Source organism: Nocardioides sp. 31GB23 (genome assembly GCF_040012395.1).
Taxonomy (GTDB): domain Bacteria; phylum Actinomycetota; class Actinomycetes; order Propionibacteriales; family Nocardioidaceae; genus Nocardioides; species Nocardioides salarius.
The window spans coordinates 23,418-49,139 of record NZ_JBDYKJ010000014.1; the positions used below are offsets into that span (position 1 = coordinate 23,418).

The following is a 25,722-nucleotide window of genomic DNA, read 5'->3' on the forward strand; positions in this document are numbered from 1 at the left end:
CCATAGAGGTGAGAGGCTCGACGGTCGAGCAGTCACTTCCGCACCACCCACCGGTCGGTCCTGCACCACCGACCGGTCACGTCCGTGCCATCCTGGCCCCATGGCCGACCCCGCCGCCCCGGCCCGCCGCGGGCGCCCCGGCCACGACCGGTCCGACGTGCTGCGCGAGGCGGTGGCGCTGTTCAACCGGCAGGGCTACGACGCGACCAGCATGGGCGACCTGGCGCGCGAGCTGGGGCTGACGAAGTCGGCGATCTACCACCACGTGACGAGCAAGGAGCAGCTGCTCGAGATGGCGCTCGACGCCGCGCTGGCCGAGCTCAGCGAGGCGGTCGAGGCCGCCACCACCCCGTCGTACGCCGCCCCCGCGGGCCGGCCGCCCGCCTCGGCCTACGAGCGGCTGCGGGCGCTGGTCGCGCGCAGCGTGGAGGTGCTGGTGGCCCACCAGCCGGAGGTGACGCTGCTGCTGCGGGTGCGCGGCAACAGCCCGGTCGAGGTGGCGGCGCTGGAGCGGCGGCGCTGGATCGACGCGCGCCTGGCCGACCTGGTGCGGGCCGCGGCGGAGGAGGGCTCGCTGCGCGACGACGTCGACCCCGACCTGGTCAGCCGGTTGCTCTTCGGCATGGTCAACTCGCTGGTCGAGTGGCATCGACCCGGCGGCGACGTCGACGCGGGCGTGCTCGCGCACGCGGTGACCACCCTGGCCTTCGACGGCCTGCGCGCGGCACAGCCCGACCCAGCCTGAACCCGCCTGAACCCGCCTGAACCCGCCTGAACCCTGCCGAGCCCGGCCAGGCCCGGCAGGACCGCTCAGGCGTCGAAGTCGACGGTGACCGCGTCGGTGAGCGGGCGCGCCTGGCAGGTCAGCACGAAGCCGGCCTCGACCTCGGCGGGCTCGAGCGCGTAGTTGCGCGCCATCTCGACCTCGCCCTCGCGCACCAGCGCCCGGCAGGTGCCGCAGACCCCGCCGCGGCAGGCGAAGGGCAGGTCGGCCCGGGTCTCCTGGGCCGAGTCGAGCAGCGGCCGGTCGCGCGCGACGGTCGCGGTCGAGCTGAGCCCGTCGAGCACCACGGTCGCCTCGCTGGTCGCCCGGCCCGGCCCGGCGCCGGGGGCGGCTGCGGCACGCACCAGCTCGGGCGGCGGCTCGTCGACGAAGAACAGCTCGGCGTGCACCTGCTCGGGCTCCAGGCCCAGGCGCCCGAGCACGCTGCGGGCGTCCTGCACCATCCGGTGCGGCCCGCAGAGCCAGGCGTGGTCCACGTCATCGACGGGCGCCAGGCTGGTCAGCACCCGCTCGAGCCGCTCGGCGTCGAGGCGGCCCGAGAGCAGCTCGACGTCGCGCGGCTCGCGGCTGAGCACGTGCACGACCTGCAGCCGGGCGGGGTGGGCGTTCTTGAGGTCGGCGACCTCCTCGGCGAACATCACCGAGGCGGTGGTCCGGTTGCCGTAGAGCAGCGTGACCCGGGCGTCGGGGTGGGCGAGCAGGCTGGCGGCGATCGAGAGCACCGGGGTGATGCCCGACCCGGCCGCCACGCACAGGTGCCGCCCGCCGGCGGCGACGACCTCGGGGGTGGCGCGGAACCCGCCGGGAGCCAGCTGGACCTCGACCTCGTCGCCGGGGCGCACCGCGCGCACCAACCACGACGAGACGGCCCCGCCGGGGATCTCGCGGACGCCGATGCGTGGCGCCGCGCCCGCCGGGGCGCAGATCGAGTAGGAGCGGCGGTGCTCGACGCCGTCGACGACGCGGCGCACGGTCAGCGACTGACCGGCGTCGAAGGCCAGCTGCTCGCGCAGCTCGTCGGGCACCTCGAAGGTGATCGCGGCGGCGTCGTCGGTCAGCGCGTCGACCGCGGCCACGCGCAGGGCGTGGAAGGTGCGGCTGCGGGGGCGCTCGACGGCGGGTGCGCTCATCTCAGATCTCCTTGACGTGCTCGAACGGCTCGCCGCACGCGGTGCAGCGGTAGAGCGCGGTGCAGGCGGTCGGGCCGTACTCCGAGGTCAGCTCGGGCCCGCCCGAGCCGCAGCGCGGGCAGTCCAGCCGGCGCCGGGTGACGCCCAGGCTCAGCGGCACCGGGCCGGCCGGGCGCGGCGCGGCCGTGCCCGGCGGGGAGATGCGGTGCTCGCGCAGCGCGGCACGCCCACGCGGGGTGATCCAGTCGCTGGTCCACGGCGGGCTGAGCCGCACCTGCACCCGCACCTCGTCGAAGCCGGCCTCGGTGAGGGCCCGCACCAGGTCGTCGCGCATCGTGGCCATCGCCGGGCAGCCGGAGTACGTCGGCGTCAGCGCCACCGTCACCGCGGTGCCGCAGGGGTGGTCGGCGACGGTGACCTCGCGCAGCACCCCGAGGTCGAGCAGCGTCAGCATCGGCATCTCGGGGTCGGTGACGCCTGCGGCGACCGCCTCGGCGTCGGCGACGCCCGGGCCGCGCGTGCGCTCGGCCGTGCTCATGCTCACCACCGCCCCAGCGGGTGCGCGCGGGCCACGACCTGCATCTCGGCCAGCATCCGGCCCAGCGCCTCGGTGTGCATGCCGTCGCGTCCGGTGCGTCCCCGCACCCCGGCCCGGGGGGCGACGTCGGGCCACGAGCACCGCGCCTCCGCGAGCACCTGCGCCAGCACCCCCTCGACCTCCTCGGCCGTGGCGGCGGGGTCGACGCCCGCGCCGGCCTGCGCCAGACGCGTGGCGACCGGGTGGGCGTCGAGCTGCTCGGGGTGCCAGGGCGCCAGCTCGTCGAGGGCGGCCAGCAGCCGGCGCCGCGACTCCTCGGTGCCGCGGGCCAGGGTCACCACCCAGCGGGCGGCGTAGTCGCGGTGGTAGGTGACCTCGGTGGCGCCCTTGGCGCCGATCGCCGCCAGCACCGGGTCGCGGGTGCCGGCCAGCCGGTGCAGCAGCGCCAGCCGGGCGGTGGAGAAGAGCAGCAGCCGCACCACCAGGTGCGCGAAGTCGCCGTGCTCGAGCTCGACGAGCCGGGTGCAGCGCAGCTCGCCGGCCTCGCGGAAGAAGGCGAGCCGGTCCTCGTCGGGGGCGGGCGAGCCCTCGGCGAGCACCGGCACCACGGCGGGGTCGGCGGCCGCGGCGCGGGCCAGCAGCAGCCGGGCCTGGCCGAGCAGGTCGAGCGCGATGTTGGCGACCGCGATGTCGTCCTCGAGGTCGGGCGCGCGGCTGCACCACTGCGAGAGCCGGTGCGAGAGCACCAGCGCGTCGTCGCCGAGCCCCAGGCAGTACGCCGCCAGGTCGGCGCCGTCGACCCCCTCGGGCATCGTCGTGTCGACACCGGCCAGGGGGTCCTCGAAGGACGTGCCGAAGGCCCACTGGCCCGACACGTCGCCGTGGTCCTCGACCAGGCCGTCGTACACCGACTCGTGGCTCGTGTGCTGGCTCGCGTGCTGGCTCATGGGGGCACGCCTCACATGTGGGGGACGTCGGCGGGGACGTCGTAGAAGGTGGGGTGGCGGTAGACCTTGTCGCCCGACGGCGCGAAGAGCGGGTCCTTCTCGTCGGGGCTCGAGGCGGTGATCGCGTCGGCGCGCACCACCCAGATGCTCACGCCCTCGTTGCGGCGGGTGTAGACGTCGCGGGCGTGGTGCAGCGCCATCGTGTCGTCGGCGGCGTGCAGCGAGCCGACGTGCACGTGGTTGAGGCCGCGCTTGCCGCGCACGAAGACCTCGTAGAGGGGCCACTCGGCCCGGGGGCTGGTGTCGTCGGGGGTGGTGCCGTCAGGGGTGGTGGTCATCGTCGTCTCCTCGCTCACGGGGTCTCGACCCGCCCGTCGGGGTCTCGCAGGCTCGACCCCGGGGCTCGCTCGACCTGCGCGCGGCCTCGCCCGGGCTCCTTCGTCGCCCGCGCGAACGCGCTTGCCGCCTCGCGCACCCACCCACCCTCCTCGTGGGCGCGGCGCCGGTGGGCGATGCGCTCGGCGTTGCAGGGCCCGGCGCCGCTGATCACCCGGGTCAGCTCGTCCCAGTCGGGCTCGCCGAAGTCGTGGGCTCCGCGCTCGTCGTTCCAGCGCAGGTCGGGGTCGGGGAGGGTGACCCCGAGCCGCTCGGCCTGCGGCACGGTCATGTCGACGAACTTCTGGCGCAGCTCGTCGTTGGTGTTGCGCTTGATGCCCCAGGCCAGCGAGCGCGCGGTGTTGGGCGAGGCGTCGTCGGGCGGGCCGAACATCATCAGCGCCGGCCACCAGAACCGGTCGACGGACTCCTGGACCATCGCGCGCTGCTCGTCGGTGCCGCCCATCATCGTCATCAGCAGCTCGTAGCCCTGGCGCTGGTGGAAGGACTCCTCCTTGCAGACCCGGATCATCGCGCGCCCGTAGGGCCCGTAGGAGGTGCGGCACAGCGGCACCTGGTTGCAGATCGCCGCGCCGTCGACCAGCCAGCCGATGGTGCCGACGTCGGCGTAGGACAGCGTGGGGTAGTTGAAGATGGAGGAGTACTTCTGCCGGCCGTCGACGAGCATCTGGGTCAGCTCGCCGCGGGAGACGCCGAGGGTCTCGCAGGCCGAGTAGAGGTAGAGCCCGTGGCCGGCCTCGTCCTGCACCTTGGCCAGCAGCACCGCCTTGCGGCGCAGCGAGGGCGCCCGGGTCAGCCAGGCACCCTCCGGCTGCATCCCGATGATCTCGGAGTGCGCGTGCTGGGCGACCTGGCGCACCAGGGTCCGACGGTAGGCCTCGGGCATCCAGTCACGCGGCTCGATGCGCTCGTGGCGCGCGATGACGGCCTCGAACTGCTCCTCCAGCCGGGCCTCGTCGGAGCGCTCGTCCGTGCGCTCTCCGGCACTGGTGCTCATCGGGCCTCCTGGAATTACTGACCGGTCGGTCTGTTAATTGCACCACGGCGTGGCCCCGCTCACAAGTGCCCCGCGCAGGGACGACGCGCGAGGATGGGCGGATGGACGTCGACGTCGAGGTGCACACCCACATCGCCCGCTCGCCGCAGGAGGTCGCGGCGTACGCCGGCGACCCGGGCAACGCGCCGCGGTGGTACGCCAACATCCGCAGCGTCGAGTGGCGCACGCCGCCGCCGGTGGCGATCGGCTCGCGGATGGACTTCGTGGCCCGGTTCCTGGGCCGGCGGCTGGCCTACACCTACGAGGTGGTCGAGCTGGTGCCCGGCGAGCGGCTGGTGATGCGCACCAGCGACGGACCCTTCCCGATGGAGACCACCTACACGTGGTCACCCGAGGGCGACGGCACCCGGATGACCCTCGCCAACCGGGGCCGGCCCAGCGGCTTCGCCGGGGTCTCGGCACCGGTGATGGCGCTGGCGGTGCGCCGGGCGACGCGCAAGGACCTGGCCCTGCTCAAGGCGCACCTCGAGCGCTGACCCGCCGGCTCTGCGGCCGGCTCTGGGGGAGGGTCAGGGACGGGCCAGGGTCGAGGCGACGTCGTCGACGATCGTCACGACGTGGCGCAGCGAGGTGATCAGCGAGCCGTAGAGCGGCCAGCGCAGGCCCGGCAGGTCCTGGGCCGACAGCTCGTTGGTCAGCGCGTCGATCTCCTCGCGCAGCGAGTGCAGGTAGGCCTCGGGGTCGCTGATGCGGCGCCCGACCTGGTCGAGCAGGCGCAGGAACGGGTCGCGGAAGCGCGGGTCCCAGTCCTCGGCCTCGATCACCGACTCCTCCAGGGTCCGGGCGATGGCGCGGGCCTGGGCGACGCCCTCCTCGAGGCGCACCAGCACGTCGCTGCCGCGCTCGGTGTCGCTGACGCTGGACGAGCGGTGGCGGCGGGGGTTCCACCACTGCGACTCGCGGGAGTACTCCAGCAGCCACTCGGCCCGGTCGACCTCGGCGTCGATGCCGCGGGTCTCCTCGACCCAGGCCCGCACCCCCTCGTCGTCGACGCCCTCGTCGAGCTCGGAGGCCATCCTCCGCAGCAGCGCCCCGAGTCGGCGGTGGATCAGGTCGAGCTGGTGCTCGGCTCCGCGGTCGTCGAGCGGGGGCACCACCAGGAGGTTGACGACGATGCCGGTCAGCACCCCGATCGCGGTCGCCAGCAGCCGGTCGACCAGCTCCGACTCCTCCGAGGTGCCGCCGAGGGTCAGCAGGAACAGCGCGGTGGTGGCGACCGCCACGCCCTCGAGCCGCAGCGGGGGCAGCCGGGCCAGCAGCAGCCCGACCAGCACCCCGAGCCCCACCGACAGCGGGCCGTAGCCGAGGAGCTCGAAGACGGCGTAGGCCAGCAGCACGCCCAGGAAGGTCGCGGCCACCGACTGGCCGCCGCGCAGCACCGAGCGGTAGACGGTGGCGTGCACGGTCAGCAGCGCCACCCAGGGCGCCAGGAACGCCTGCTCGAGGTCGAGCCAGGTGTCGGCGAGCACCCACGCGACGACCGTGGCGATGGTGGCCTTGACGACCTGGAGCAGGTCGGTGTGCACCGCGGGCTCGCGCAGCCGGCCCAGGGCCGAGCGCACCTGGGAGCGGACCTGGGGACGCTGCACCGGCATGCCCCGCTCAGGCGTGCGGGCCGGGGCGGCGCACGTGGTCGGGGCGGAAGCCGTGGTCGATCCCCCACAGCAGCGCCCGGGTGCGGCTGTCGACGCCGATCTTGCGGTAGAGCGAGCGGATGTAGGTCTTGACGGTGTTGAGCCCCAGGAACGCCCGCTCGGTGATCTCCTGGTTGCTCAGGCCCTGGCAGATCAGCGCCAGCACCTCGGCCTCGCGGGGGCTCAGCCCGTGCTCGCGGCCCGGCCAGCGCCCGAAGTCGTCGCTCTCGGGCGTCGCCACGTTGCCGGGCAGCACCCGCTCGCCACGGTGCACGGCCTCGATCAGGTCGACGAGCTCCTTGGCGGGGATGCCCTTGGGGATGTAGCCGGCGGCGCCCGCGGCCAGCGAGGCCTCGACGAGCTCGGGCTCGGTGTTCCAGCTGAAGATCACCAGGCGACCGCTGCCGCCGGCCATCAGCCGGGCCACGTCGACGTCGCCGCCCTGCACCTGGCCGAAGGAGTCGTAGAGCACCACGTCGACGTCGCCGACCACCGGCATCCCGCTGTCGAGCTCGACGACGCTGATCCGGTCGGAGAACGGCTCGAGGACGGCGGCGATGCCGGCGACGACGATCTCGTAGTCGTTGACGATCGCGACGCGCACGTGGCTGGACATGGCTCGATCATAGGGACGACACGTGCCGGACACCTCGTCGCCGCCGGGAGGCGGGACGCTGCTCATCCCCAGGGATGATGCTGTCGCGCGAGGACCTGTGGCAGCCCGGCCCGCTCCTCGTCGACTCGGCCGGGCGCGGGGGCGCGACCTACGATGACGAGGACCAGACCAACGACACCCGGGAGGTGGGACATGGACACGCACGTCGACGCACAGGTGACCCAGACGCGGATGAGCCTGATGCAGCAGCTCGCACGGATCGAGCGGCGAGATCCGGTCCTGTCCGCCCGGGTGCGGCTGCAGGCCATCGACCTGCACCGGGCCTGGACCGGGCGGCGTCTCGACACCGACGAGTACGCCCTGCGCCTGGCCGGGCTGTGCGACCAGGTGCGCGAGCAGGCGGACACCGCCGCGCCCCTGCCCGCTGTCGAGCCCTGCTGAGCCGGGCCGGCCGGCCCGGACGAGCCGGCTCGTGGGCCGGGTGGGCTCAGAGCCGGTCGGCGCGCACCAGCGTGCCGCGCTCGAGGGCACGCACCTCGACCGTGCGCAGGCCGGCCGCCTCGAGGTCGGGGGCCAGCGACGCAGCCTGCTCGGGCGTGCCCAGCTGCAGCACCAGCAGCCCGTCTCCCGCCAGGCAGGCGCCGGCGGCGCGGATGCACGCCCGGGCCACGTCGAGGCCCTGCGGGCCGCCGTCGATGGCCAGCGTCGGGTCGGCGGGGTAGCGCCCCACCTCGGCGCTCGGCACCCACGGCGGGTCGGCGACCACCAGCGCGAAGCGCTCCTCGTCGAGGGGCAGGCGGGCCAGGTCGGTGTGCACCACCTCGACCTGCGCGGCCATCGCGTTGGCCTCCGCGTTGGCCGCCAGCAGCTCGACGGCGCGCGGTGAGAGGTCGACGCAGGCGATCGAGCGGTCGGTGCCGTGCACGGCCAGCAGGCCGATGTGGCCCACCCCGGCGCACAGCTCGAGCACCCGGCCGGCCGGGGCCGCGTCGAGCAGCTCGCGGGCCCACAGCGACTGCGCCTGCGTCCAGGGGCGCGGCTCGAGCACGCTGTCGTCGTACGCGATCTCGAGGGGGCCGAAGCCCATCCGGCGCAGGCTCGTCTCCGGGGTTGGTGCAGGCATGCGCAGCAACCTAGGTCACGCACGGACACCCTTGTGGGGGTGGATGAGCCACCTCCGGGCGGGGAACGGTCAGGACATGCCCCTCCTTCCCCGTGCCCGCGGCCCGCTCAGCGCCGCCCTGATCGCGGACCTGCGCGGCGATGAGCCCCTGCCCGACGACGCGCCCGCTCCGGGCCGGCCCGGTTCCGGCGACGAGGAGCTGGCGCTGTGGCTGCTCTACGAGCTGCACCACCACGGCTTCGACGACGCCGTCGCCGGCGGTGCCGACCACGAGTGGCGCCCCGACCTGCTGGCGGTCCGCGGCGACCTCGAGCGGCGCCTCGAGCAGCGCTGGCGCGAGCGGGTCGCGGCCGCCGACCTGCCCGAGCTGCCCGTCGGGGCGGAGCCGGCCGACCTGGCCCGCGCCTTCTTCGCGTTCTGCGAGGCCGACACCGGCGCCGAGTCGGTGGCCCGGTTCGTGCAGCGCGAGGCCGACGAGGAGCAGCTGGCCGAGGTGCTGCGGCAGCGCTCGATCTACCACGTCAAGGAGCAGGACGCGGCGATGTGGACCCTGCCGCGCCTGCCCGACACCACCAAGGCGCACCTGGTGACGATCGCGGCCGACGAGTACGGCAACGGCCGTCCCGACGACCTGCACGCCCAGCTGTGGGCGCGCGGCATGCGCGCCTGCGGCCTCGACGCGTCGTACGCCGCCCACGTCGACGGCGCGCTGCCGGAGGTGCTCGAGCAGAACAACCTGATGAGCCTGCTGGGCCTGCACCGGCGCCTGGCGCCCGCGGCGCTGGGCCACCTGGCGGCCTTCGAGGTCACCAGCGCGGTGCCCTCGCGGCGGGTGGTGCGGGGCATGGAGCGGCTCGGCACGCCCGAGCCGATGGTGGCCTACTACCGCGAGCACATGGTCGCCGACGCGGTGCACGAGCAGCTCGCGGTGCGCGACCTCGTCGGCTCCTACGTCGCCGAGGTGCCCGGCAGCGAGCCGGAGATCGCGTTCGGCGCGGCCGTGTGCCTGCTCGCGGAGGCCGCCACGGCGACCGCCGTGCTCGAGCACGTGCGCCGCGGTGCCGGCGAGACCGAGGCCAGCGAGGACGTGGCATGAGCGAGCCCACGCAGGTCACGCTCTGCGAGGACGGGCCGATGCTGGTGCGCGGCGAGGTGGTCGTGGAGGACGAGGACGGCCAGCGGCACGTCTCGACGCGGCCCGTCACGGCCGTGTGCCGCTGCGGCGCCTCCTCGCTCAAGCCCTGGTGCGACGGCTCGCACAAGGCGCTGGCCGGCGGCCAGCGCGCCCGGCGGCTCGGCTCGGTGTGAGCCCCGCGGCGTCCGAGCCCGGCAGGCCAGGCAGGCCCGGCGCGCCCGGGGAACCCCGGGTCCTGAGGGCGCCGATGCGCTCGCGCGACGACACGGTCGACCACGGCGCCGCCGTACGCCGCGCGCTGGCCCGGCGCGTGTGCGGGGTCGGTGGGCGGCTCTCGCGCGAGCCGCTCGACCTCGCCGACGCGCTGGCGCTCGTCGAGGAGGAGCACGACCAGCGCGTCGCGGCCCGGCTGCGGCGCTTCGCCGACGAGGCCGACGGGACCCTGGCCTGGACCCGTGACGCCGACGGCGGCTGGTGGATGGGCGAGCTGGAGGGTGGCTGGCGCTACGACGTCGACCCCGAGGCGCACCGCCTCGACCTGGCGCACGTGCGGCCCTGCGCCTGGCGCGAGGTCGCCGACGTCGACGTCCCGCCGGCGGTGCGGACCTCCTTCGCCCGCGGCGGGCGCAACCTGCAGCGCATCCACGACCGCTGACGCCGACCCGTCTGCCGGTGGGAGGGGCGTGGATGATGGGGCCGTGACCTCGCTCCAGGACCCCCTCGCCCTCGCCCACGGACCCGCGTGGGCCAACCGCATCACGCTGGCGCCGCTGACCAACCTGCAGTCGCACCCCGACGGCAGCCTCTCCGACGACGAGCTCGACTGGCTCGTGGCGCGCGGCGAGGGCGGCTTCGCGATGGTGATGACGTGCGCCGCGCACGTCTCGCCCGAGGGCCAGTGCTGGGACGGCCAGCTCGCCGTGTGGGACGACCGGTTCCTGCCGGGCCTGACCCGGTTGGCCACGGCCCTGCGCGAGAGCGGCACCACCTCGTGCGTGCAGCTGCAGCACGGCGGCATGCGCGCCTCGCAGGAGCTGTCGGGCCACCCGACCGTGGCCCCGTGGGACGACGAGGCCAAGGGCGCCCGGGCGCTGAGCACCGGCGAGGTGCAGCGGGTCGTGCAGGACTTCGTCGACGCCGCGGTGCGCTGCGAGCGCGCCGGCTTCGACGGCGTGCAGGTGCACGGCGCCCACGCCTACCTGCTGGCGCAGTTCCTCGACGCGCGCTCCAACCACCGCACCGACGCCTACGGCGGCTCCGCCGAGAACCGGGCCCGGGTCTTCCACGAGGTCGTCGACGGCATCCGCTCCGCCACCGGGCCCGACTTCCAGGTCGGGATGCGACTGACCCCCGAGCGCAGCGGCATCGCGCTCGCCGAGTCGACCGCGCTGGCCGAGCAGCTGATGGTCTCGGGCGCGGTCGACCACCTCGACATGTCGCTGTGGGACGTGCGCAAGGCGCCCTTCGAGACGGCGTACGACGGCGCGCTGATCGACCACTTCACGGCCCTCGAGCGCGGCAGCGCCCGTCTCGGGGTGGCCGGCGGCATCGTCTCGACCGCCGACGCCGACTGGTGCCTCGAGCGGGGCGCCGACTTCGTGACCGTCGGCACCGCCGGCATCCTGCACCACGACTTCGCCCGCCGCGCGCTGGCCGACCCCGCCTTCGCCATGGCCGCCACGCCCGTCAGCCGCGACCACCTGCGCGCCGAGCGCGTGGGCCCCGACTTCATCGAGTACCTCGCCGCGGGGTGGGACTTCGTTGCCTGAGCCGACCCCCTCCCCGGTGCCCGGGCCCGAGCCGGTGCCCGCCACCGGCACCCCCTCCTGGCAGGCCCGCCTGGCGGTGCGCGCCTTCGGGCTGGTGCCCGGCGCGCTCGTGACCCGGGTCTTCACCCACCCGCCGCGCCTGCGCACGCCGCTGGTGCCCCGTTCGCTGGCCGCGCGCCACGACGTGGCCACCACCGAGGTCGGCGCCGGACGGGTCGCGACCGTGACCCCGGCCGGCGCGCGCGACCACGTCTTCTACCTGCACGGCGGCGCCTACACGCTGCAGGCGCAGCACTGGCCCTTCCTCTCGCGGCTGCTGCCGCACGGCTACGCCGTCTCGCTCGTCGACTACCCCCTCGCGCCCGAGCACACCGTCGACGAGACGCTGCCCATGGTGCGCGAGGCGTGGGGGCTGGCCGTCGAGGCCGCGGCCGACGACGGCCGCCCGGCGCCGGTCCTGGCCGGCGACTCCGCGGGCGGCGGGCTCTCGCTGGCGCTGCTGCAGCAGCTGCGCGACGAGGGCGCGACGATGCCGCGCGCCACGGTGCTGCTCTCGCCGTGGGTCGACGCCGTGATGGCCGACGCCGGCACGATCGCCGCCGACCGGCTCGACCCCCTGCTGAGCCGGCGGGCCCTGCACGGCGCCGCCCGGCTGTACGCCGGGCCGCACGGGCTCGACGACCCGCGCATCTCCCCCGGCCTCGCCGACCTCTCGGGACTGGGCCGGGTGCTGGCACTGGTGGGCACCCGCGAGGTCTTCTGGCCGCAGTGCGAGCGGCTGGCCCAGCAGGCCGCGGCCGCCGGGGGCACCGACCTCGAGCTGCGGGTGCGCGAGGGCCTGCCGCACGACTGGGCGCTCTTCCCGGGCCTGCCCGAGCAGCGCGGCCTGGCCGCCGAGCTGGTGGCCTGGCTGGCCGACTGAGCCGGCTGACCTGACTGGGCCGGCCGGGCGCTCAGTCCAGCAGGAAGCGGGCCACGAAGACCCGGTCGTCGGCGTCGAGGCGCTGGGCGGTGACCTCGAAGGCCGCCACCACCTCGCTGCCGTCGGCGCGCACCACCGGCACCCGCACCACCTGGTCGAGCAGCACGTCGCGCCCGTGCGAGGCGTGCATCGTCGTGCCGGCCACGTGGGCCTGGCGGAAGCGCTCGGGGACCACCACCAGCACCCGCCGGCCCTCGAGCCGCGAGGGGTCGTCGTAGCCCAGGAAGGCGGCGACCTCGGGGCTGACCCCCACGATGTCGTGGCGCGCGTCGGTGACCACGACGGGCGCCTGCGCGACCAGCGCCGCGACCGCCGGGGAGCCGATGAGCGGCGAGGGCGCGGGGCGGGCCACGTCGAGGCCGGTGCTGCGCCACGGCACCGGCCGGGCGCCGCGCGCCTGGCCGGTCACCTCGCCGCAGAGCCAGTCGCGCATCAGCTCGATCTCGGGCTGGGTGGTGGGGGCCAGCAGCCGGCCCTCGCGGGCGTGGGCCAGTGCCGAGCCCAGCGAGGCGTTGAGGACCTCGAAGTGCGGCACCGACGCGGCCGGCACCCTCAGCACCAGGCGCGCCGCGCTGACGCCCGGCTCGACGGCGCCGGCCATGATCGCCTCGCCGTCGTCGTGCAGCAGCGGCAGCGGCAGCTGCTCGTGGAGCAGGTTGAGGGCGTCGCTGGCGGCGGCGTGCTCGTCGAGTGCGCCCGGCTCCTCCTCGAGGCGCAGCAGCAGGTGCTCGCGCAGCAGCCCGGCGGCGTGCTCCTGCCAGGCGTGGTGCATCAGCAGCGGCACGTCGAGCAGCTCGACCTCGACGACGCCGGCGCCGCCCTGGTAGGCCGCACCCGGGTCGTGACCGGCCCGGGCCCGGGTCTCACCGATCTCGAACCACACGGTCTTGCCCCGCCCCGGACGCATCTCGACGTCCCAGACGTCGACGCAGTCGGCGATCAGGTGCAGCCCCCGGCCGGTGCCCGACGTGGTCGTCCAGTGCCGCGGCACGGGCCGGTGCGAGCTGGAGTCGTCGACCTCGACGCGCACGGCGCGCGGGCCGCAGCGCACCCGCAGGCGCACCTCCCCGCCGGCGTGCACCACGGCGTTGGTGACCAGCTCCGAGACGGCCAGCTCGGTGGCCTCGACGAACCGCTCGGCGCCCGCCTCCGCGAGCAGGCGGCGTACGAGACGACGGGCCTCGAGGGCGCTGCGCGGCTCGGCAGGCAGCACCTGCTCCTCGCTCAGCACCGACGCCGGCACGGGCCACCACCCCCCTCGAGCGCCCTGGGGCGGCAGGGAGCCGCCTCCGGCATCGTAGCCAGCCCCGGCTCCCACCGCTCCCACCCTCGCCGTCCGTCCCACCGTGGCGTCCGCGCGGGACGTGGCCCGGGTCGTGGTTCGGGTCGTGGTTCGGGTCGTGGCCTGTGGACGCGCCAGGGCGCGTCCTGGGGCACACGAGTCGAGCCACAACTCAGACCACGACCCAAGCCACGACCCGAACCACGACTCGAGCCGCAATTCGGTCCGCAGCCATTCCCCGGCGCGCGATCCTGCAATTCGACGGACGCTTTCTCGTGGATGCTCAGGTGGCGTCGCAATTGCAGGTAAAGAAAGCCGCGTCAATTGTCGGCGATACGAACGTGATGGCATGATGCACAATGCTGCACGGCGAAACGCAGCAATTGCCCCGCATTAGGCGGTGACGCCCGCGGGATCGATATCTCTGTTCGAGCGACAGCAAGGAAGAAAACAAATGGCGCAGAAGGTCCAGATCATTCTCGAGGACGACCTCGACGGCACCGAGGCATCGGAGACCGTCTCCTTCGCACTCGACGGCACCTCCTACGAGATCGACCTGACCGCCGAGAACGCGGCCGAGATGCGCGACGCGTTCGCCCGCTACGTCGGCCACGCCCGCAAGGTCTCCTCCTCGCGCCGCGGCTCGGGGCGTCGCGCGTCGACCGGTGGCGCCGGCTCCTCGGGCGGCCCGAGCACCAAGGACATCCGCGACTGGGCGCGCGAGCAGGGCATGGAGGTCTCCGAGCGGGGCCGCGTGAGCAGCGAGGTGCGCGAGGCGTACGACGCCGCGCACTGACCCGCGCCACCCCGCGCCACCCCGCAGCACCCCGCAGCACCCCGCACCACCCGGAGACCCGTTCGCTGACAGCGGACGGGTCTTCGGTCGTGTGGGGGAACGCGTAGGCTGGTCGCGGGGTTGGAACAGATGTCTCCACCGCTCGACGATCGGGCGGGGAATCCCCCACACAGCTTGAGGAGCGATGCCCATGTTCGAGCGGTTTACCGACCGAGCCCGCCGGGTGGTCGTGCTGGCCCAGGAAGAGGCCCGCATGCTCTCCCACAACTACATCGGCACCGAGCACATCCTGCTGGGCCTGATCCACGAGGGCGAGGGCGTGGCCGCGAAGGCGCTGGAGAGCCTCGACATCTCGCTCGAGGCCGTGCGTGCCCAGGTCGAGGAGATCATCGGCCAGGGCCAGCAGGCGCCCAGCGGGCACATCCCCTTCACCCCGCGCGCCAAGAAGGTGCTCGAGCTCTCGCTGCGCGAGGCGCTCCAGCTCGGCCACTCCTACATCGGCACCGAGCACATCCTGCTCGGGCTGATCCGCGAGGGCGAGGGCGTGGCCGCCCAGGTGCTGCAGAAGCTCGGCGCCGACCTCAACCGGGTCCGCCAGCAGGTCATCCAGCTGCTCTCGGGCTTCCAGGGCAAGGAGTCCTCGGCCTCGGCCGCGGCAGCGACCTCGGGTGCCGGCGAGGCGCCGTCCTCGTCGCTGGTGCTCGACCAGTTCGGGCGCAACCTGACCCAGGACGCCCGCGAGGGCAAGCTCGACCCGGTCATCGGTCGTGACCAGGAGATCGAGCGGGTCATGCAGATCCTCTCGCGGCGCACGAAGAACAACCCGGTCCTGATCGGTGAGCCCGGCGTCGGCAAGACCACCGTCGTCGAGGGCCTGGCCGCCGACATCGTCAAGGGCAACGTGCCCGAGACGCTGAAGGACAAGCAGATCTACACCCTCGACCTGGGTGCGCTGGTGGCCGGCTCGCGCTACCGCGGTGACTTCGAGGAGCGCCTCAAGAAGGTGCTCAAGGAGATCCGCACCCGCGGCGACATCGTGCTGTTCATCGACGAGATCCACACCCTCGTCGGGGCCGGCGCGGCCGAGGGCGCGATCGACGCCGCCAGCATCCTCAAGCCGATGCTGGCCCGCGGCGAGCTGCAGACCATCGGTGCGACCACGCTCGACGAGTACCGTAAGCACCTGGAGAAGGACGCCGCGCTCGAGCGCCGCTTCCAGCCGATCCAGGTCGCCGAGCCCTCGATCGCGCACACCATCGAGATGCTCAAGGGCCTGCGCGACCGCTACGAGGCGCACCACCGGGTGACCATCACCGACGAGGCGCTCGTCTCGGCCGCCACCCTGGCCGACCGCTACATCTCCGACCGGTTCCTGCCCGACAAGGCGATCGACCTCATCGACGAGGCCGGCTCGCGCCTGCGCATCCGCCGGATGACCGCGCCCGCCGACCTGCGTGAGTACGACGACAAGATCGACGCGGTGCGGCAGAAGAAGGAGGCCGCCATCGACGGCCAGGACTTCGAGGCCGCCGCTCGTCTGCGCGACGAGGAGAAGCAGCTCATCCTCAAGAAGGCCGAGCGCGAGAAGCAGTGGCGCGCCGGCGACATGGACGAGGTCGCCGAGGTCGACGAGGAGCTGATCGCCGAGGTGCTCGCCGTGGCGACCGGCATCCCGATCGTGAAGCTGTCGGAGGAGGAGTCCTCGCGGCTGCTCAAGATGGAGGACGAGCTGCACAAGCGCGTCATCGGCCAGGACGAGGCCGTCCGGGCCCTGTCGCGGGCGATCCGGCGTACGCGTGCCGGCCTCAAGGACCCCAAGCGTCCCGGTGGTTCGTTCATCTTCGCCGGCCCCTCGGGTGTCGGTAAGACGTGGCTCTCCAAGTCGCTCGCCGAATTCCTCTTCGGTGACGAGGACTCGCTGATCCAGCTCGACATGAGCGAGTTCTCCGAGAAGCACACGGTGAGCCGTCTGTTCGGTTCTCCTCCGGGCTACGTCGGTTATGAAGAGGGCGGTCAGCTGACCGAGAAGGTGCGGCGCAAGCCGTTCTCGGTGGTGCTCTTCGACGAGGTCGAGAAGGCGCACCCCGACATCTTCAACAGCCTGCTGCAGATTCTCGAGGAGGGCCGTCTGACCGATTCACAGGGTCGGGTGGTCGACTTCAAGAACACCGTCATCATCATGACCACCAACCTCGGCACCCGAGACATCGCCAAGTCGGTCCACCTCGGTTTCAACCAGGGTGGCGACGCGGCCGGCTCCTACGAGCTGATGAAGGGCAAGGTCCGCGACGAGCTCAAGCAGCACTTCCGGCCCGAGTTCCTCAACCGTGTCGACGAGACGATCGTCTTCCCGCCGCTCTCGCGCGAGCAGATCGTGCACATGGTCGACAACATGGTCGCCGGTGTGGAGCTGCGGCTGCGCGACCGCGACATGGGCCTGGAGCTGACGCAGACGGCCAAGAACCTGTTGGCCGAGCGGGGCTTCGACCCGGTCCTGGGTGCCCGTCCGCTGCGCCGCACGGTGCAGCGCGAGATCGAGGACACCCTCGCCGAGAAGATGCTCTTCGGCGAGGTCGGCCCCGGCCAGCTGGTGCTGGTCGACGTGGAGGGCGAGGGCGCCGAGGCGACCTTCACCTTCACCGGCCAGAAGGTCGCGGCGCTGCCCGACGTCCCGCCGCTCGAGGCCGCCGGCGCGGTCGAGGGTGCGGACGACGACGGCGGTCCGACCGACGTGCCGAAGGGTGGCCCCGCTCCCGAGTGAGGCGCCTGAGCACAGGCTCGTGACGAGTGCCCCGGACCCTGGTGGGTCCGGGGCACTCGTGCGTCCGGGCCGCGGGACGTCATACCTCTGGCTCGGACGGACGTCCCGCCCGTATGACGTCCCGCGCGCCTCAGGGCAGGGCGTAGACGTCGGGCGCGACCTGGGCGACCAGCCGGTCGGCGACCAGGCCGGCCAGGCAGCGGGTGCGCTGCTCCTCGTCGGGCCAGGTCGCCTCCAGCGCCGAGCGGTGCACCGGCGCGTGGCTCTCGCGCAGCACCGCCATCAGCCGGCCCCGGCACTGCCGGTCGGTGCCGTCCCAGGCCTGCGCGCGCCGCGGCGGGCCGTCGTACGCCGGGTGGCCGGCCAGGCGCCACGCGCACTGCTCGGCGACCGGGCAGGCCTCGCAGCGCGGGCCGGTGGCGGTGCAGACCAGGGCGCCGAGCTCCATCACCGCGACCGCCCAGGTGGCCGCGGTGGCGGCGTCGTCGGGCACCAGCGCCGCGGCGGCGTCGCGCTCGGCGCGGGTCAGCGAGCGGCTGGGCAGCTCGGAGCCGCCGACGGCGCGGGCCAGCACCCGGCGCACGTTGGTGTCGAGCACCACGTGACGGCGCCCGAAGGCGAAGCTGGCCACCGCCGCCGCGGTGTAGTCGCCGACCCCGGGCAGGGCCAGCAGGTCGTCGTAACCGGAGGGCACCTGCCCGCCGTGCTCGGCGACGATCGCGGTGGCGGCCGCGTGCAGCCGCAGCGCCCGGCGGGGGTAGCCCAGCCGGCCCCAGGCCCGCACCGCCTCCCCGGTGGGCTCGGCGGCCAGGTCGGCCGGGGTGGGCCAGCGCTCCAGCCAGGTCTCGTGCACCGGCAGCACCCGCGCGACCGGGGTCTGCTGCAGCATCAGCTCGGAGACCAGCACCGACCACGGCGAGGCCTCCGGCCGACGCCAGGGCAGGTCGCGCTGGTGCTCGTCGTACCAGTCCAGGATCGGGGCGTGCAGGTCGCTGGTGGGCATCGGTGACATTCTCCGCCAGGGCCTCGGAGCGCCTCGCCGAGACCCCCGGCCCGGCTGGCTAGATTGACGCCCCATGAGCACCATGACCCGGGGACCCCACGCGCCCGCGGTCTACTGGCGCCGACGTCTGGTCGTGGCGCTGGTGGCCCTGTTCCTCGTCCTCGGCGCCGCCCGGCTGCTCGGGCTCGGCGGCGACGAGGACACCGCCGAGGAGCAGCTCGTGCAGAGCTCGGCCGAGACGACGGCGGAGACCGAGGAGACGTCGGGGCAGGTCGCCCCCTCGTCGGTGCTGCCGACCAGCGACGCCGCCGCGACCGCCGGTGACGGCACCGGGCAGGGGAGCGGGCAGTCCGGCGGCCAGGGCTCGAAGAAGGGCAAGAAGAAGGCCAAGGCCGCTGCGCCCCCCGAGCCGGTCGGCACGTGCGTGGCCAGCGACGTGCGGGTCGAGCCCGTCGTCGGGTCCGCGGTGGCCGGGCGCAGCGTGACCATCGGGCTCGAGCTGCGCACCCGCGACGCGGTGGCCTGCACGTGGGAGGTCTCGCCCAGCGCGGTGACCATGAAGATCACCTCGGGGCCCGACGAGATCTGGACCAGCCGGCAGTGCCCGAAGGCGGTGCCGACCCAGGAGGTCGTGCTGCGCAACGAGGGCACCACGACCGTCGAGGTCGTCTGGAGCTCGCGTCGCTCCGACGACTCGTGCAGCAAGCTGACCGACTGGGCGCTGCCGGGCTTCTACCACGTCACCGCGGCGGCGCTGGCCGGTGAGCCGCGCGACCTGCAGTTCGAGCTGGAGACGCCCGTGGCGCCCACGATCACCGCCTCGCCCGAGCCCGAGGGCGACGACAAGAAGAAGAGGAAGCAGGACCGCGACTAGCCCTGCGAACGCCCCAGGAGCGTCTCGTCGAGGTGCTCGAGCAGGTCGCGGGGGGTGTCGTGGACGCTGGCGGCGCCGGCCTCGAGCAGCTCGGCGGTGCTGATGCCGCCGGTGCGCAGGCCCAGGCACGCGACCCCGGCGCCCGCCGCCGACTCGACGTCCCACACCGTGTCGCCGAGCATCACCGCACGGTCGGGGGAGACGGAGCCGAGCGCGACCTCGACCAGGTTCGGGGCCGGCTTCGACTCGTCGGCGTCGCCGCCGGCGACCCGGTCGTGCAGCAGGGGTGCGGCGCCCTCGACGACCTCGAGCAGCCGCTCGCTGAGCTCCTTGTCGGCCGAGCTGGCCAGCACCAGGGTGAAGCCGCGGGTGCGCAGCTCCTCCAGCAGCTCGACGGCGCCGTCGGTGGCCACGATCTCGTGGAAGCGCTCGTCGAGGTGCTCCTTGTGGCGGGCCCGCACCTCGTCGCCCACGGCGTTCTCGACGCTCTCGCCCGCCACCGCGGTGACCAGGCGGTCGCCGCCCATCCCGATCGAGCGGTGCAGGCGGTGGGACGCCACGTCGACCCCGACGTCGCGGAAGGCGGCGCGCCAGGCGGCGGTGTGCTGGTAGACCGAGTCGACGAGCGTGCCGTCGAGGTCGAGCAGGACGGTGTCGATGCCGGCGTCGTGGGAAGTCATGGGGGCCACCGTCGCACGCGAGCGCCGATGCGCCTTCACCCCGAGGGGCGTGGGTGCGGCGTACGCCGCCTCAGCTCGCCACAGCCGGCCCCTCGTCGCCTCAGCCCAGCCGGTCGCGCAGCTTGGCCAGCAGCGGCTCGGCGGCCTCGTCGAGGAAGCGCTGCTGCTGCTCGTCGCCGACCTGCACCAGGGCGACGTCGGTGAAGCCGGCGTCCTCGAAGGCGGAGACCGCCTCGACGATCTTGTCGAGGTCGGGGCCGCAGGGGATGTTCTCGGCGACGTCCTCGGGGCGCACGAACTGGGTCGCCCCGGCGAACCCGGAGGTGGTCGGCAGGTCGGCGTTGACCTTCCAGCCGCCGGCGAACCAGCGGAACTGCGCGTGCGCCCGCTCGCGGGCGGCGTCCTCGTCGGGGTCCCAGCAGATCGGGATCTGGCCGATCGCCCGGGCGCCGTCACCGATGCGGGGAGCGCCGTCGACGGCGTTCCACGAGCTGACCAGGTCGGGGTCGGGCTCGACGGCGATCAGGTCGTCGGCGAGCGGGGCGAAGCGCTGCACGCCCTTGTCTCCGGCCACCGCCAGCGCCAGGCGCACCGGCTCGTCGGGCAGGTCCCAGATGCGTGAGGAGTCGACGTCGAAGTGCTCGCCTCGGTAGGTGACGAGGTCGCCGGCGTGCAGGGCGCGGATGATCTCGAGGGCCTCGACCAGCATCGACTGGCGGGTGTCCACGGCCGGCCACCCGTGCCCGATGGTGTGCTCGTTGAGGTTCTCGCCGCTGCCGAGCCCGAGGGTGAAGCGGCCCTCGCTGAGCATCCCCATGGTCGCGGCCTTCTGGGCCACCACGGCCGGGTGGTACCTCATCGTGGGGCAGGTGATGTAGGTCATCAGCTCCACCCGCTCGGTGACCTGGCTGACCGCGCCGAGCATCGACCAGGCGTACGGCGCGTGGCCCTGCTCGGTGAGCCAGGGGCTGAAGTGGTCGCTGGAGACCTCGAAGTCGAAGCCGGCCCGCTCCGCGGCGGCGGCGTAGCGCACCAGCTCTCGAGGTCCGCTCTGCTCGGTCATCAACGTGTACCCGAATCGCATGCCACCGACGCTAGGAACGGCACGGGGGCCGGCTGCTCACCCGGTCGGACCGGTTTCGCGCGATTCCCGGCGAACGGGCCCGGGAGCAGGCACCATGTGTGTCGCCGTACGACGCAGCGGGCGCGTCGGGTGGCGCGAGGCTGACCCCGAACCTTGGACAGGGCCTCCACAGATCCACGAGCGCGCCCGAAAACCTCACCTCCGCGGGTGAAAGGTGCCCTCGTGGGCTCGGCGTGGGGGCGGCGGAGCAGTACGTTCGAGGACGTGTCTACCTCTCGTCCTGTCCGCGTGGCCCTCATCGACAACTTCGAGGTGTCCGTCGTGGGTCTCCGGGCGCTCCTCGCCCCCTTCTCGGGACGGGTGAACCTGCTCGAGCTGCGCACGGCGATGAACAAGCCGTCCGCCGTCGACGTGATCCTCTACGAGCCGGTGCGTCAGTCGCCGACCACCCAGGGGATGCTGCGCGACCTGGTGCGCGCCTCGCAGAAGCAGGCCGTCGTCTACTCCTGGCGCGACCAGGAGGGCGAGCTGCGCGGTTCGTTCGCCGGCCACCTGTCGAAGGCGCTGCCGGCCTCCGACCTGGTCGCGGCGCTGGAGTCGCTGCACGACGGTGGCGAGATGGTCGCGCGGCGCCGGATACCGGCCGACCCCGGCCCGCTGAGCATCGTCTCGCGGGCCTCGGGCGTCGATGTCGAGCTGACGCCCCGCGAGGCCGAGATCCTGGCCCTGGTCACCCAGGGGCTGACGAACTCCGAGATCGGCGCGCAGCTCTACCTGAGCATCAACTCGGTCAAGACCTACATCCGTGCGGCCTACCGCAAGATCGCGGTCACCCGGCGTGCCCAGGCGGTGGCGTGGGGGATGGAGCACGGCCTCGCGCCGCTCAGCGAGCGCGAGACGGCCGGCGTCTGAGGAAAAATCTGCAGGAGGACCTGCAGGCGCCCAGAAGTTTGCTACTGTCCTCCGCGAACGTACGAGGACACTCCTCGACCGGGTGATGCATCACCAGCGCCGGGTGATTTCGATACGTGTCCGCGGCCCTCGTGGCCGCGACGCAGGCGGTGGGCCCCGACCCTAACGGGGCCCACCGTTCTGTCGTTGTGGGGCGGTCCGTGCCCGCCTGGTGGTCTTCTTCCCCGGCTCGACGCCTCCTAATCCTCCCGAGCCGGACGGATCTAGCAGGGCCTCAGCGTCGTCGACGCGGGTCGAGGCTGACCAGGGCGCCCAGCACGGCCACCGCGCCGGAGCCGATCTCGCTGGCGACGGTGGTCTGGGTGTCGTGCGCCCCGACGATGCCCAGCAGGACCAGCACCGCGCCGGTGACGAGGGCGATCGCGGTGGCGACCAGGGTCCGGCCGTGCTGCAGGAGCCACAGCCCGACCAGGAGCAGCACCACCCCGCCGCCCATCGCCCGCCAGGTGCCCACGCGCCCCTCAGGCGTCTCGGGGTAGAGGACCCACTGCGAGAGGGCGAGCCAGGCGCCGGCGAGCAGCACCAGCAGGGCGCCCACGGGCACCAGGTTGAGCCGGGTGCCGCGCCGGTCCGCGAGGCGGCGGCGTACGTCGTGGGTGGTCTCCTCGGCGTGCTCGGCCGTGGCCTCGTCGTCCTGGTGGGTGCCGGCGCCGGGCCGCTCGACGGTCTCGCTCTCGCTGCTGACCAGGTCGGCGGGGGAGGAGCCGGTGTCGACGTCCCACATCAGACCGCTGCGCCAGGCGCCCACCGCCCCGGCGGCCAGCAGCACGCCGCCGATGGCGCCGACGAGGAGGTCGAGCAGGATCACGCCGATCCCCAGCACCACCACCCCGGCGAGCAGCACCAGCAGGCTGGCCCACGTCCACCGGGTGTGCACCGTGTGCGTGCGTCCGCTGAAGTGCGGTTCCTGGTCGTCGGTCGTGCGGTCGGGGGTTCGCTCGTCGGTCATCGTCGGTTGCCACCTCCGTGCTCGGTCTCACCGGCACGGGTACCCCGCCGCGAGCGGGCGCACACCTGCGAAGGGGTGGGCCCCGTGGGACTCGAACCCACAACCAAGAGATTAAAAGTCTCCTGCTCTGCCAATTGAGCTAGAGGCCCGGGGACCGCGTCCACCGGGTCTCCCGGCGGCCGGACCGGTCCGCGCGGCGAGTATCCCAGACCGCCGCGTCGGGCCGCGAGGAGAGCCCCGCGCCCTGTCGTGGGTACGGCGCTCAGCCCTGGGCGCTGCTCGACGGCACGGGGCGCAGGTCGGCCCCGAAGGCCACGAGCCAGGCCTGCAGCACCGCCTTCTCCAGGGCCGGCCGGTCGCGCAGCACGCCCCCGATGGCCAGCCCGCGCAGCAGCGAGAGCAGCCCGTCGCCGAACACCTCGAGGCGCTCGTCGTCGAGCTCGCCGACCAGGCCCAGGAGGGGCTCCCTGAGCTGGCGGGCCAGCTCGCGCGCGCCGGGCCCCAGCGCCTCGCGCAGGGCCGGGTCGGTGCGGGCTGCGACCCACAGCTCCAGCCCGGCGACGTACGTCGGGCGCCGCGTGACCTCGTGGAGCACGTCGATCAGCGCCGTCGGGTCGGCGGTGCCCACGGCGCCCTGGATCTCGGCGCCCTGGGCGCGGGCGACGTGGTCGACGGCCGCGACGGCGAGCTCGCGCATCGAGGAGAAGTGGTGGGTCAGGGCTCCGCGGGTCACGCCGGCGCGGGTCTGCACGCGCTGCATGGTCAGGCCGGCGTACCCGTGCTCGACCATCACCTCGACCGCGGCCGAGAGCACCAGGTCGCGCGTGCGCAGGGCGCGTGATTGACGGCGCTCGGGTTCCACAGCACAATCCTCGCAGAACCCGAAACAGACCATTTGGACTGTTTTGCTGACGAACCGAGGAGAACCCCATGGTGCTGGCCGCCAGCCTTGTCCGCCGCGGAGCAGCCGCCTTCCCCGACCGCACCGCGGTCCTGGTGGGCGACGACTCGCTGACCTACGCCGAGGTGGACGCCCGCGCGAACCTCATCGCCCACCACCTGCGCGGCCACGGCGTCGGCAAGGGGACCCACGTCGCGCTGCTCGTCGGCAACGGGCTGCACTCCGTGCCGATGGAGTTCGCCTCGATCAAGGCCGGCCTGGTGCGCGTGCCCCTCAACGCCCGCCTCTCCCTCGACGAGCACGCCGACATGCTCGCCGGCTCGCACGCCACGGTCGTGGTGGCCGACGCCGCCCTGTCGCCCCGCGCCGCCGAGCTCGTCGAGCGCGTCCCCGGCCTGCGCGCGTTCGCGCTCGACGACCTGGTGGCCCCGGTGGCCGAGGCCGTCGAGGAGCCCGACGTGGCCCTCTGCGAGGACGACCCGACGCTGCTGCTCTACACCTCCGGCACGACGGGGAAGCTCAAGGCGGTCGTGCACACCCAGGGCACCTACGGGGCGATCTGCACCAACATCCTGGCCAACGTGCTCGACCCCCAGCCCGACTCGGTGATGCTGCACGCGGCCTCGCTCATCCACGCCAGCGGCACCTTCGTGCTGCCCTACTGGGTGCGGGGCGCAGCCTCGGCGATCCTGCCCGGCTTCGAGCCCGCGTCCTTCGTGGCGGCCATCGAGAAGCACCGCGCCACCGAGATCAACCTGGTGCCGACGATGTTCGCCATGCTGCACAGCACCGGCGTCCTCGATGGTGCCGACCTCTCCTCGCTGCGCAAGGTGATCTACGGCGCCAGCCCGATGCCGAGGCCGGTGCTGGAGCGCTCGATCGAGGTCTTCGGGCCGATCCTGACCCAGTACTACGGGCAGACCGAGGCGCCGCTGTGCATCGCGGTGCTCGACGAGCACGCCCACGCCGACCCGAGCCTGTGGAGCGCCTGCGGCAGGCCCGCCACCGACGTCGAGATCCGCCTGCTCGACGAGGACGGCGCGCCGGTCGGGCCGGGCGAGATCGGCGAGATCTCGCTGCGGGCCCCGTTCCAGATGCAGGGCTACTTCGAGGCCGACGGCCTCAACGCGGCGTCGCTGAGCGACGACGGCTGGCTGCGCACCCGCGACCTGGCCCGCTTCGACGAGCGGGGCTACCTGCACCTGGTCGACCGCACCAGCGACATGATCATCACCGGCGGCTACAACGTGTACCCCCGCGAGGTCGAGGACGCGCTCGCCTCGCACCCGGCGGTCGCCGAGTGCGCCGTCGTCGGCGCGCCCGACGCCACCTGGGTCGAGGCGGTCACCGCCTTCGTCGCCCTCCGCGACGGCGCCAGCGCCTCCGAGGCCGAGCTGGTCGAGCACGTCCGGGCCCGGATCGCCACCCACAAGGCCCCCAAGACGGTGCAGTTCGTCGAGGCGATCCCGAAGTCGGCGGTGGGCAAGATCCTGCGCCGCGCGCTGCGCGAGCCGCTGTGGGAGCAGGCGCGATGAGCGACGTGCGCGTCGAGACCGACGGCGACGTCACCACGATCGTGATGAGCCGCCCCGAGCGGCACAACGCGGTCGGGCGCTCCATGGCCGACGAGCTGGCGCAGGCCTTCCGCGACTTCGAGGAGTCGGAGGCGAAGGTCGCCGTGCTGGCCGGCGACGGGCCGTCGTTCTGCGCCGGGGCCGACCTGAAGGCGGTCGGCACGGCCGAGAGCAACCGGGTCTCGCCCGAGGGCGACGGGCCGATGGGTCCGACCCGGATGGAGCTCTCGAAGCCGGTGGTCGCGGCGGTCCACGGGCACGCGGTCGCGGGCGGCCTCGAGCTCGCCGTGTGGTGCGACCTGCGGGTGGCCGACGAGGACGCCGTCCTCGGTGTCTTCTGCCGGCGCTGGGGGGTCCCGCTCATCGACGGCGGGACGGTGCGGCTGCCCCGCCTGATCGGCCACGGCCGCGCGATGGACCTGATCCTCACCGGCCGGGCCGTGGGTGCGCAGGAGGCGCTCGAGCTGGGCCTGGTCAACCGGGTGGTGCCCGTCGGCACCGCCCGGGCCGCGGCCACGGCGCTGGCCCACGAGATCGCGCGGATGCCGCAGACCTGCCTGCGTGGCGACCTCCGCTCGGCGCGCGCCCAGTGGGGCGACACCGAGGAGGCGGCGATGCGGCGCGAGCTCGCCATCGGCCTGGTCTCCCTCGAGGCAGACGGGGTCGCGGGCGCGGGCCGGTTCGCGGCGGGCAGGGGTCGCGGCGGCTCCTTCGAGGACATCTGACCACGGCGCG

At 73.9% G+C, this 25,722-nt stretch carries 28 protein-coding genes and 1 tRNA gene; 14 read left to right on the top strand and 15 right to left on the bottom strand.

Translation table 11 applies throughout. From position 1 onward, the window contains the following. Positions 1 to 100: 100 nt before the first annotated feature. Positions 101 to 745, top strand: a complete 645-nt coding sequence (locus ABKW28_RS06265) for a TetR/AcrR family transcriptional regulator (protein ID WP_193669979.1) — start codon at positions 101 to 103, stop codon at positions 743 to 745. A gap of 65 nt (positions 746 to 810) precedes the next feature. Here the strand turns inward: ABKW28_RS06265 and paaE are convergent, their stop codons facing one another. The 5 genes from paaE to paaA are packed head-to-tail and all read right to left on the bottom strand — an operon-like array spanning position 811 to position 4,792. Continuing rightward, positions 811 to 1,914: a 1,2-phenylacetyl-CoA epoxidase subunit PaaE gene (paaE, locus tag ABKW28_RS06270; RefSeq protein WP_348607358.1), complete on the bottom strand. Its 1,104-nt coding sequence runs from the start codon at positions 1,912 to 1,914 to the stop codon at positions 811 to 813. 1 nt (position 1,915) lies between these two features. Continuing rightward, the gene (paaD, locus tag ABKW28_RS06275; protein WP_193669981.1) at positions 1,916 to 2,452 is read right to left on the bottom strand and encodes a 1,2-phenylacetyl-CoA epoxidase subunit PaaD; all 537 of its coding nucleotides are present in this window, start codon (positions 2,450 to 2,452) and stop codon (positions 1,916 to 1,918) included. A gap of 2 nt (positions 2,453 to 2,454) precedes the next feature. Next, entirely contained in the window at positions 2,455 to 3,399 is a 945-nt protein-coding gene (paaC, locus tag ABKW28_RS06280) for a 1,2-phenylacetyl-CoA epoxidase subunit PaaC (protein ID WP_193669982.1), read from the bottom strand. A gap of 11 nt (positions 3,400 to 3,410) precedes the next feature. Beyond that, positions 3,411 to 3,737: a 1,2-phenylacetyl-CoA epoxidase subunit PaaB gene (gene paaB / locus ABKW28_RS06285; protein WP_348607361.1), complete on the bottom strand. Its 327-nt coding sequence runs from the start codon at positions 3,735 to 3,737 to the stop codon at positions 3,411 to 3,413. A gap of 14 nt (positions 3,738 to 3,751) precedes the next feature. Further along, the gene (gene paaA, locus ABKW28_RS06290; RefSeq protein WP_348607364.1) at positions 3,752 to 4,792 is read right to left on the bottom strand and encodes a 1,2-phenylacetyl-CoA epoxidase subunit PaaA; all 1,041 of its coding nucleotides are present in this window, start codon (positions 4,790 to 4,792) and stop codon (positions 3,752 to 3,754) included. A gap of 101 nt (positions 4,793 to 4,893) precedes the next feature. Here paaA and ABKW28_RS06295 point away from each other — a divergent pair, with 101 nt between their 5' ends. Next, positions 4,894 to 5,328 (top strand): SRPBCC family protein, encoded by a 435-nt coding sequence (locus ABKW28_RS06295; RefSeq protein WP_348607367.1) that lies wholly within the window; start codon positions 4,894 to 4,896, stop codon positions 5,326 to 5,328. Positions 5,329 to 5,361: 33 nt separating this feature from the next. Here ABKW28_RS06295 and ABKW28_RS06300 read toward each other — a convergent pair whose 3' ends face one another. Together ABKW28_RS06300 and ABKW28_RS06305 are read right to left on the bottom strand one after the other, a co-directional pair. Further along, positions 5,362 to 6,447, bottom strand: coding sequence for an aromatic acid exporter family protein (locus ABKW28_RS06300; protein WP_193669986.1), 1,086 nt, complete (start codon positions 6,445 to 6,447; stop codon positions 5,362 to 5,364). 7 nt (positions 6,448 to 6,454) lie between these two features. Continuing rightward, entirely contained in the window at positions 6,455 to 7,102 is a 648-nt protein-coding gene (locus ABKW28_RS06305; RefSeq protein WP_193669987.1) for a response regulator transcription factor, read from the bottom strand. A gap of 192 nt (positions 7,103 to 7,294) precedes the next feature. Here ABKW28_RS06305 and ABKW28_RS06310 point away from each other — a divergent pair, with 192 nt between their 5' ends. Then, entirely contained in the window at positions 7,295 to 7,543 is a 249-nt protein-coding gene (locus ABKW28_RS06310) for a hypothetical protein (RefSeq protein ID WP_341230453.1), read from the top strand. A gap of 46 nt (positions 7,544 to 7,589) precedes the next feature. Here the strand turns inward: ABKW28_RS06310 and ABKW28_RS06315 are convergent, their stop codons facing one another. After that, the gene (locus ABKW28_RS06315; protein ID WP_348607369.1) at positions 7,590 to 8,225 is read right to left on the bottom strand and encodes a methyltransferase; all 636 of its coding nucleotides are present in this window, start codon (positions 8,223 to 8,225) and stop codon (positions 7,590 to 7,592) included. 76 nt (positions 8,226 to 8,301) lie between these two features. Between ABKW28_RS06315 and ABKW28_RS06320 the strand changes: the two genes are divergently transcribed. The 5 genes from ABKW28_RS06320 to ABKW28_RS06340 all read left to right on the top strand — a co-directional run bounded on the left by ABKW28_RS06320 (position 8,302) and on the right by ABKW28_RS06340 (position 12,051). Then, complete coding sequence (locus ABKW28_RS06320; protein WP_348607372.1) at positions 8,302 to 9,321, top strand: iron-containing redox enzyme family protein; 1,020 nt, start codon at positions 8,302 to 8,304, stop codon at positions 9,319 to 9,321. Beyond that, positions 9,318 to 9,533, top strand: coding sequence for a CDGSH iron-sulfur domain-containing protein (locus ABKW28_RS06325; protein WP_193669991.1), 216 nt, complete (start codon positions 9,318 to 9,320; stop codon positions 9,531 to 9,533). Before ABKW28_RS06320 ends, ABKW28_RS06325 begins: the two co-directional genes overlap by 4 nt. A gap of 74 nt (positions 9,534 to 9,607) precedes the next feature. Continuing rightward, positions 9,608 to 10,015 (top strand): GAF domain-containing protein, encoded by a 408-nt coding sequence (locus ABKW28_RS06330; protein ID WP_193669992.1) that lies wholly within the window; start codon positions 9,608 to 9,610, stop codon positions 10,013 to 10,015. Positions 10,016 to 10,058: 43 nt separating this feature from the next. After that, positions 10,059 to 11,129 carry an NADH:flavin oxidoreductase gene (locus ABKW28_RS06335; protein ID WP_348607375.1) on the top strand — a complete coding sequence of 357 codons (1,071 nt, stop codon included), beginning with the start codon at positions 10,059 to 10,061 and terminating at the stop codon, positions 11,127 to 11,129. Continuing rightward, the gene (locus tag ABKW28_RS06340; protein ID WP_348607378.1) at positions 11,122 to 12,051 is read left to right on the top strand and encodes an alpha/beta hydrolase fold domain-containing protein; all 930 of its coding nucleotides are present in this window, start codon (positions 11,122 to 11,124) and stop codon (positions 12,049 to 12,051) included. The genes ABKW28_RS06335 and ABKW28_RS06340 overlap by 8 nt, the downstream gene beginning before the upstream one ends. Positions 12,052 to 12,082: 31 nt before the next feature. Here the strand turns inward: ABKW28_RS06340 and ABKW28_RS06345 are convergent, their stop codons facing one another. Then, entirely contained in the window at positions 12,083 to 13,354 is a 1,272-nt protein-coding gene (locus tag ABKW28_RS06345; RefSeq protein WP_193669995.1) for an ATP-binding protein, read from the bottom strand. 493 nt (positions 13,355 to 13,847) lie between these two features. On the opposite strand from ABKW28_RS06345, the gene ABKW28_RS06350 reads away from it, so the two are divergent. Then, complete coding sequence (locus tag ABKW28_RS06350) at positions 13,848 to 14,189, top strand: Lsr2 family protein (RefSeq protein ID WP_193669930.1); 342 nt, start codon at positions 13,848 to 13,850, stop codon at positions 14,187 to 14,189. 190 nt (positions 14,190 to 14,379) lie between these two features. After that, the gene (locus tag ABKW28_RS06355) at positions 14,380 to 16,950 is read left to right on the top strand and encodes an ATP-dependent Clp protease ATP-binding subunit (RefSeq protein ID WP_204797177.1); all 2,571 of its coding nucleotides are present in this window, start codon (positions 14,380 to 14,382) and stop codon (positions 16,948 to 16,950) included. 130 nt (positions 16,951 to 17,080) lie between these two features. On the opposite strand, the gene ABKW28_RS06360 is transcribed toward ABKW28_RS06355, so the two are convergent. After that, the gene (locus ABKW28_RS06360; protein ID WP_348607381.1) at positions 17,081 to 17,953 is read right to left on the bottom strand and encodes an A/G-specific adenine glycosylase; all 873 of its coding nucleotides are present in this window, start codon (positions 17,951 to 17,953) and stop codon (positions 17,081 to 17,083) included. A 73-nt stretch (positions 17,954 to 18,026) separates the two neighbouring features. On the opposite strand from ABKW28_RS06360, the gene ABKW28_RS06365 reads away from it, so the two are divergent. Beyond that, entirely contained in the window at positions 18,027 to 18,827 is an 801-nt protein-coding gene (locus ABKW28_RS06365) for a hypothetical protein (protein ID WP_348607384.1), read from the top strand. Here the strand turns inward: ABKW28_RS06365 and ABKW28_RS06370 are convergent. Both ABKW28_RS06370 and ABKW28_RS06375 read right to left on the bottom strand, forming a co-directional pair. Continuing rightward, positions 18,824 to 19,507 carry an HAD family hydrolase gene (locus tag ABKW28_RS06370; protein ID WP_348607387.1) on the bottom strand — a complete coding sequence of 228 codons (684 nt, stop codon included), beginning with the start codon at positions 19,505 to 19,507 and terminating at the stop codon, positions 18,824 to 18,826. The genes ABKW28_RS06365 and ABKW28_RS06370 overlap by 4 nt on opposite strands. A gap of 100 nt (positions 19,508 to 19,607) precedes the next feature. Next, entirely contained in the window at positions 19,608 to 20,591 is a 984-nt protein-coding gene (locus ABKW28_RS06375) for an LLM class F420-dependent oxidoreductase (protein ID WP_348607390.1), read from the bottom strand. Positions 20,592 to 20,855: 264 nt separating this feature from the next. Between ABKW28_RS06375 and ABKW28_RS06380 the strand changes: the two genes are divergently transcribed. Then, positions 20,856 to 21,503 carry a response regulator transcription factor gene (locus ABKW28_RS06380; protein WP_348607393.1) on the top strand — a complete coding sequence of 216 codons (648 nt, stop codon included), beginning with the start codon at positions 20,856 to 20,858 and terminating at the stop codon, positions 21,501 to 21,503. A 274-nt stretch (positions 21,504 to 21,777) separates the two neighbouring features. Here the strand turns inward: ABKW28_RS06380 and ABKW28_RS06385 are convergent, their stop codons facing one another. The 3 genes from ABKW28_RS06385 to ABKW28_RS06395 all read right to left on the bottom strand — a co-directional run bounded on the left by ABKW28_RS06385 (position 21,778) and on the right by ABKW28_RS06395 (position 23,374). Further along, positions 21,778 to 22,512 (bottom strand): hypothetical protein, encoded by a 735-nt coding sequence (locus tag ABKW28_RS06385; protein ID WP_348607396.1) that lies wholly within the window; start codon positions 22,510 to 22,512, stop codon positions 21,778 to 21,780. A gap of 76 nt (positions 22,513 to 22,588) precedes the next feature. Next, positions 22,589 to 22,661 (bottom strand) — tRNA-Lys (locus ABKW28_RS06390). 113 nt (positions 22,662 to 22,774) lie between these two features. Next, positions 22,775 to 23,374, bottom strand: a complete 600-nt coding sequence (locus tag ABKW28_RS06395; RefSeq protein ID WP_348607399.1) for a TetR/AcrR family transcriptional regulator — start codon at positions 23,372 to 23,374, stop codon at positions 22,775 to 22,777. Positions 23,375 to 23,442: 68 nt separating this feature from the next. Here ABKW28_RS06395 and ABKW28_RS06400 point away from each other — a divergent pair, with 68 nt between their 5' ends. Together ABKW28_RS06400 and ABKW28_RS06405 are read left to right on the top strand one after the other, a co-directional pair. Then, entirely contained in the window at positions 23,443 to 24,948 is a 1,506-nt protein-coding gene (locus ABKW28_RS06400; RefSeq protein ID WP_348607402.1) for an AMP-binding protein, read from the top strand. Then, positions 24,945 to 25,712, top strand: coding sequence for a crotonase/enoyl-CoA hydratase family protein (locus tag ABKW28_RS06405; RefSeq protein ID WP_348607405.1), 768 nt, complete (start codon positions 24,945 to 24,947; stop codon positions 25,710 to 25,712). The genes ABKW28_RS06400 and ABKW28_RS06405 overlap by 4 nt, the downstream gene beginning before the upstream one ends. Positions 25,713 to 25,722: the final 10 nt, after the last annotated feature.

Coding starts and splice junctions, on each gene's coding strand:
- paaE (WP_348607358.1), bottom strand. CDS start 1,914: ATGAGCGCACCCGCCGTCGAGCGCCCCCGCAGCCGCACCTTCCACGCC.
- ABKW28_RS06375 (WP_348607390.1), bottom strand. CDS start 20,591: ATGCGATTCGGGTACACGTTGATGACCGAGCAGAGCGGACCTCGAGAG.
- ABKW28_RS06300 (WP_193669986.1), bottom strand. CDS start 6,447: ATGCCGGTGCAGCGTCCCCAGGTCCGCTCCCAGGTGCGCTCGGCCCTG.
- paaC (WP_193669982.1), bottom strand. CDS start 3,399: ATGAGCCAGCACGCGAGCCAGCACACGAGCCACGAGTCGGTGTACGAC.
- ABKW28_RS06305 (WP_193669987.1), bottom strand. CDS start 7,102: ATGTCCAGCCACGTGCGCGTCGCGATCGTCAACGACTACGAGATCGTC.
- ABKW28_RS06320 (WP_348607372.1), top strand. CDS start 8,302: ATGCCCCTCCTTCCCCGTGCCCGCGGCCCGCTCAGCGCCGCCCTGATC.
- ABKW28_RS06405 (WP_348607405.1), top strand. CDS start 24,945: ATGAGCGACGTGCGCGTCGAGACCGACGGCGACGTCACCACGATCGTG.
- ABKW28_RS06355 (WP_204797177.1), top strand. CDS start 14,380: ATGTTCGAGCGGTTTACCGACCGAGCCCGCCGGGTGGTCGTGCTGGCC.
- ABKW28_RS06310 (WP_341230453.1), top strand. CDS start 7,295: ATGGACACGCACGTCGACGCACAGGTGACCCAGACGCGGATGAGCCTG.
- ABKW28_RS06265 (WP_193669979.1), top strand. CDS start 101: ATGGCCGACCCCGCCGCCCCGGCCCGCCGCGGGCGCCCCGGCCACGAC.
- paaB (WP_348607361.1), bottom strand. CDS start 3,737: ATGACCACCACCCCTGACGGCACCACCCCCGACGACACCAGCCCCCGG.
- ABKW28_RS06325 (WP_193669991.1), top strand. CDS start 9,318: ATGAGCGAGCCCACGCAGGTCACGCTCTGCGAGGACGGGCCGATGCTG.
- ABKW28_RS06330 (WP_193669992.1), top strand. CDS start 9,608: ATGCGCTCGCGCGACGACACGGTCGACCACGGCGCCGCCGTACGCCGC.
- ABKW28_RS06350 (WP_193669930.1), top strand. CDS start 13,848: ATGGCGCAGAAGGTCCAGATCATTCTCGAGGACGACCTCGACGGCACC.
- ABKW28_RS06365 (WP_348607384.1), top strand. CDS start 18,027: ATGAGCACCATGACCCGGGGACCCCACGCGCCCGCGGTCTACTGGCGC.
- ABKW28_RS06400 (WP_348607402.1), top strand. CDS start 23,443: ATGGTGCTGGCCGCCAGCCTTGTCCGCCGCGGAGCAGCCGCCTTCCCC.
- ABKW28_RS06360 (WP_348607381.1), bottom strand. CDS start 17,953: ATGCCCACCAGCGACCTGCACGCCCCGATCCTGGACTGGTACGACGAG.
- ABKW28_RS06385 (WP_348607396.1), bottom strand. CDS start 22,512: ATGACCGACGAGCGAACCCCCGACCGCACGACCGACGACCAGGAACCG.
- ABKW28_RS06315 (WP_348607369.1), bottom strand. CDS start 8,225: ATGCCTGCACCAACCCCGGAGACGAGCCTGCGCCGGATGGGCTTCGGC.
- paaD (WP_193669981.1), bottom strand. CDS start 2,452: ATGAGCACGGCCGAGCGCACGCGCGGCCCGGGCGTCGCCGACGCCGAG.
- ABKW28_RS06370 (WP_348607387.1), bottom strand. CDS start 19,507: ATGACTTCCCACGACGCCGGCATCGACACCGTCCTGCTCGACCTCGAC.
- paaA (WP_348607364.1), bottom strand. CDS start 4,792: ATGAGCACCAGTGCCGGAGAGCGCACGGACGAGCGCTCCGACGAGGCC.
- ABKW28_RS06295 (WP_348607367.1), top strand. CDS start 4,894: ATGGACGTCGACGTCGAGGTGCACACCCACATCGCCCGCTCGCCGCAG.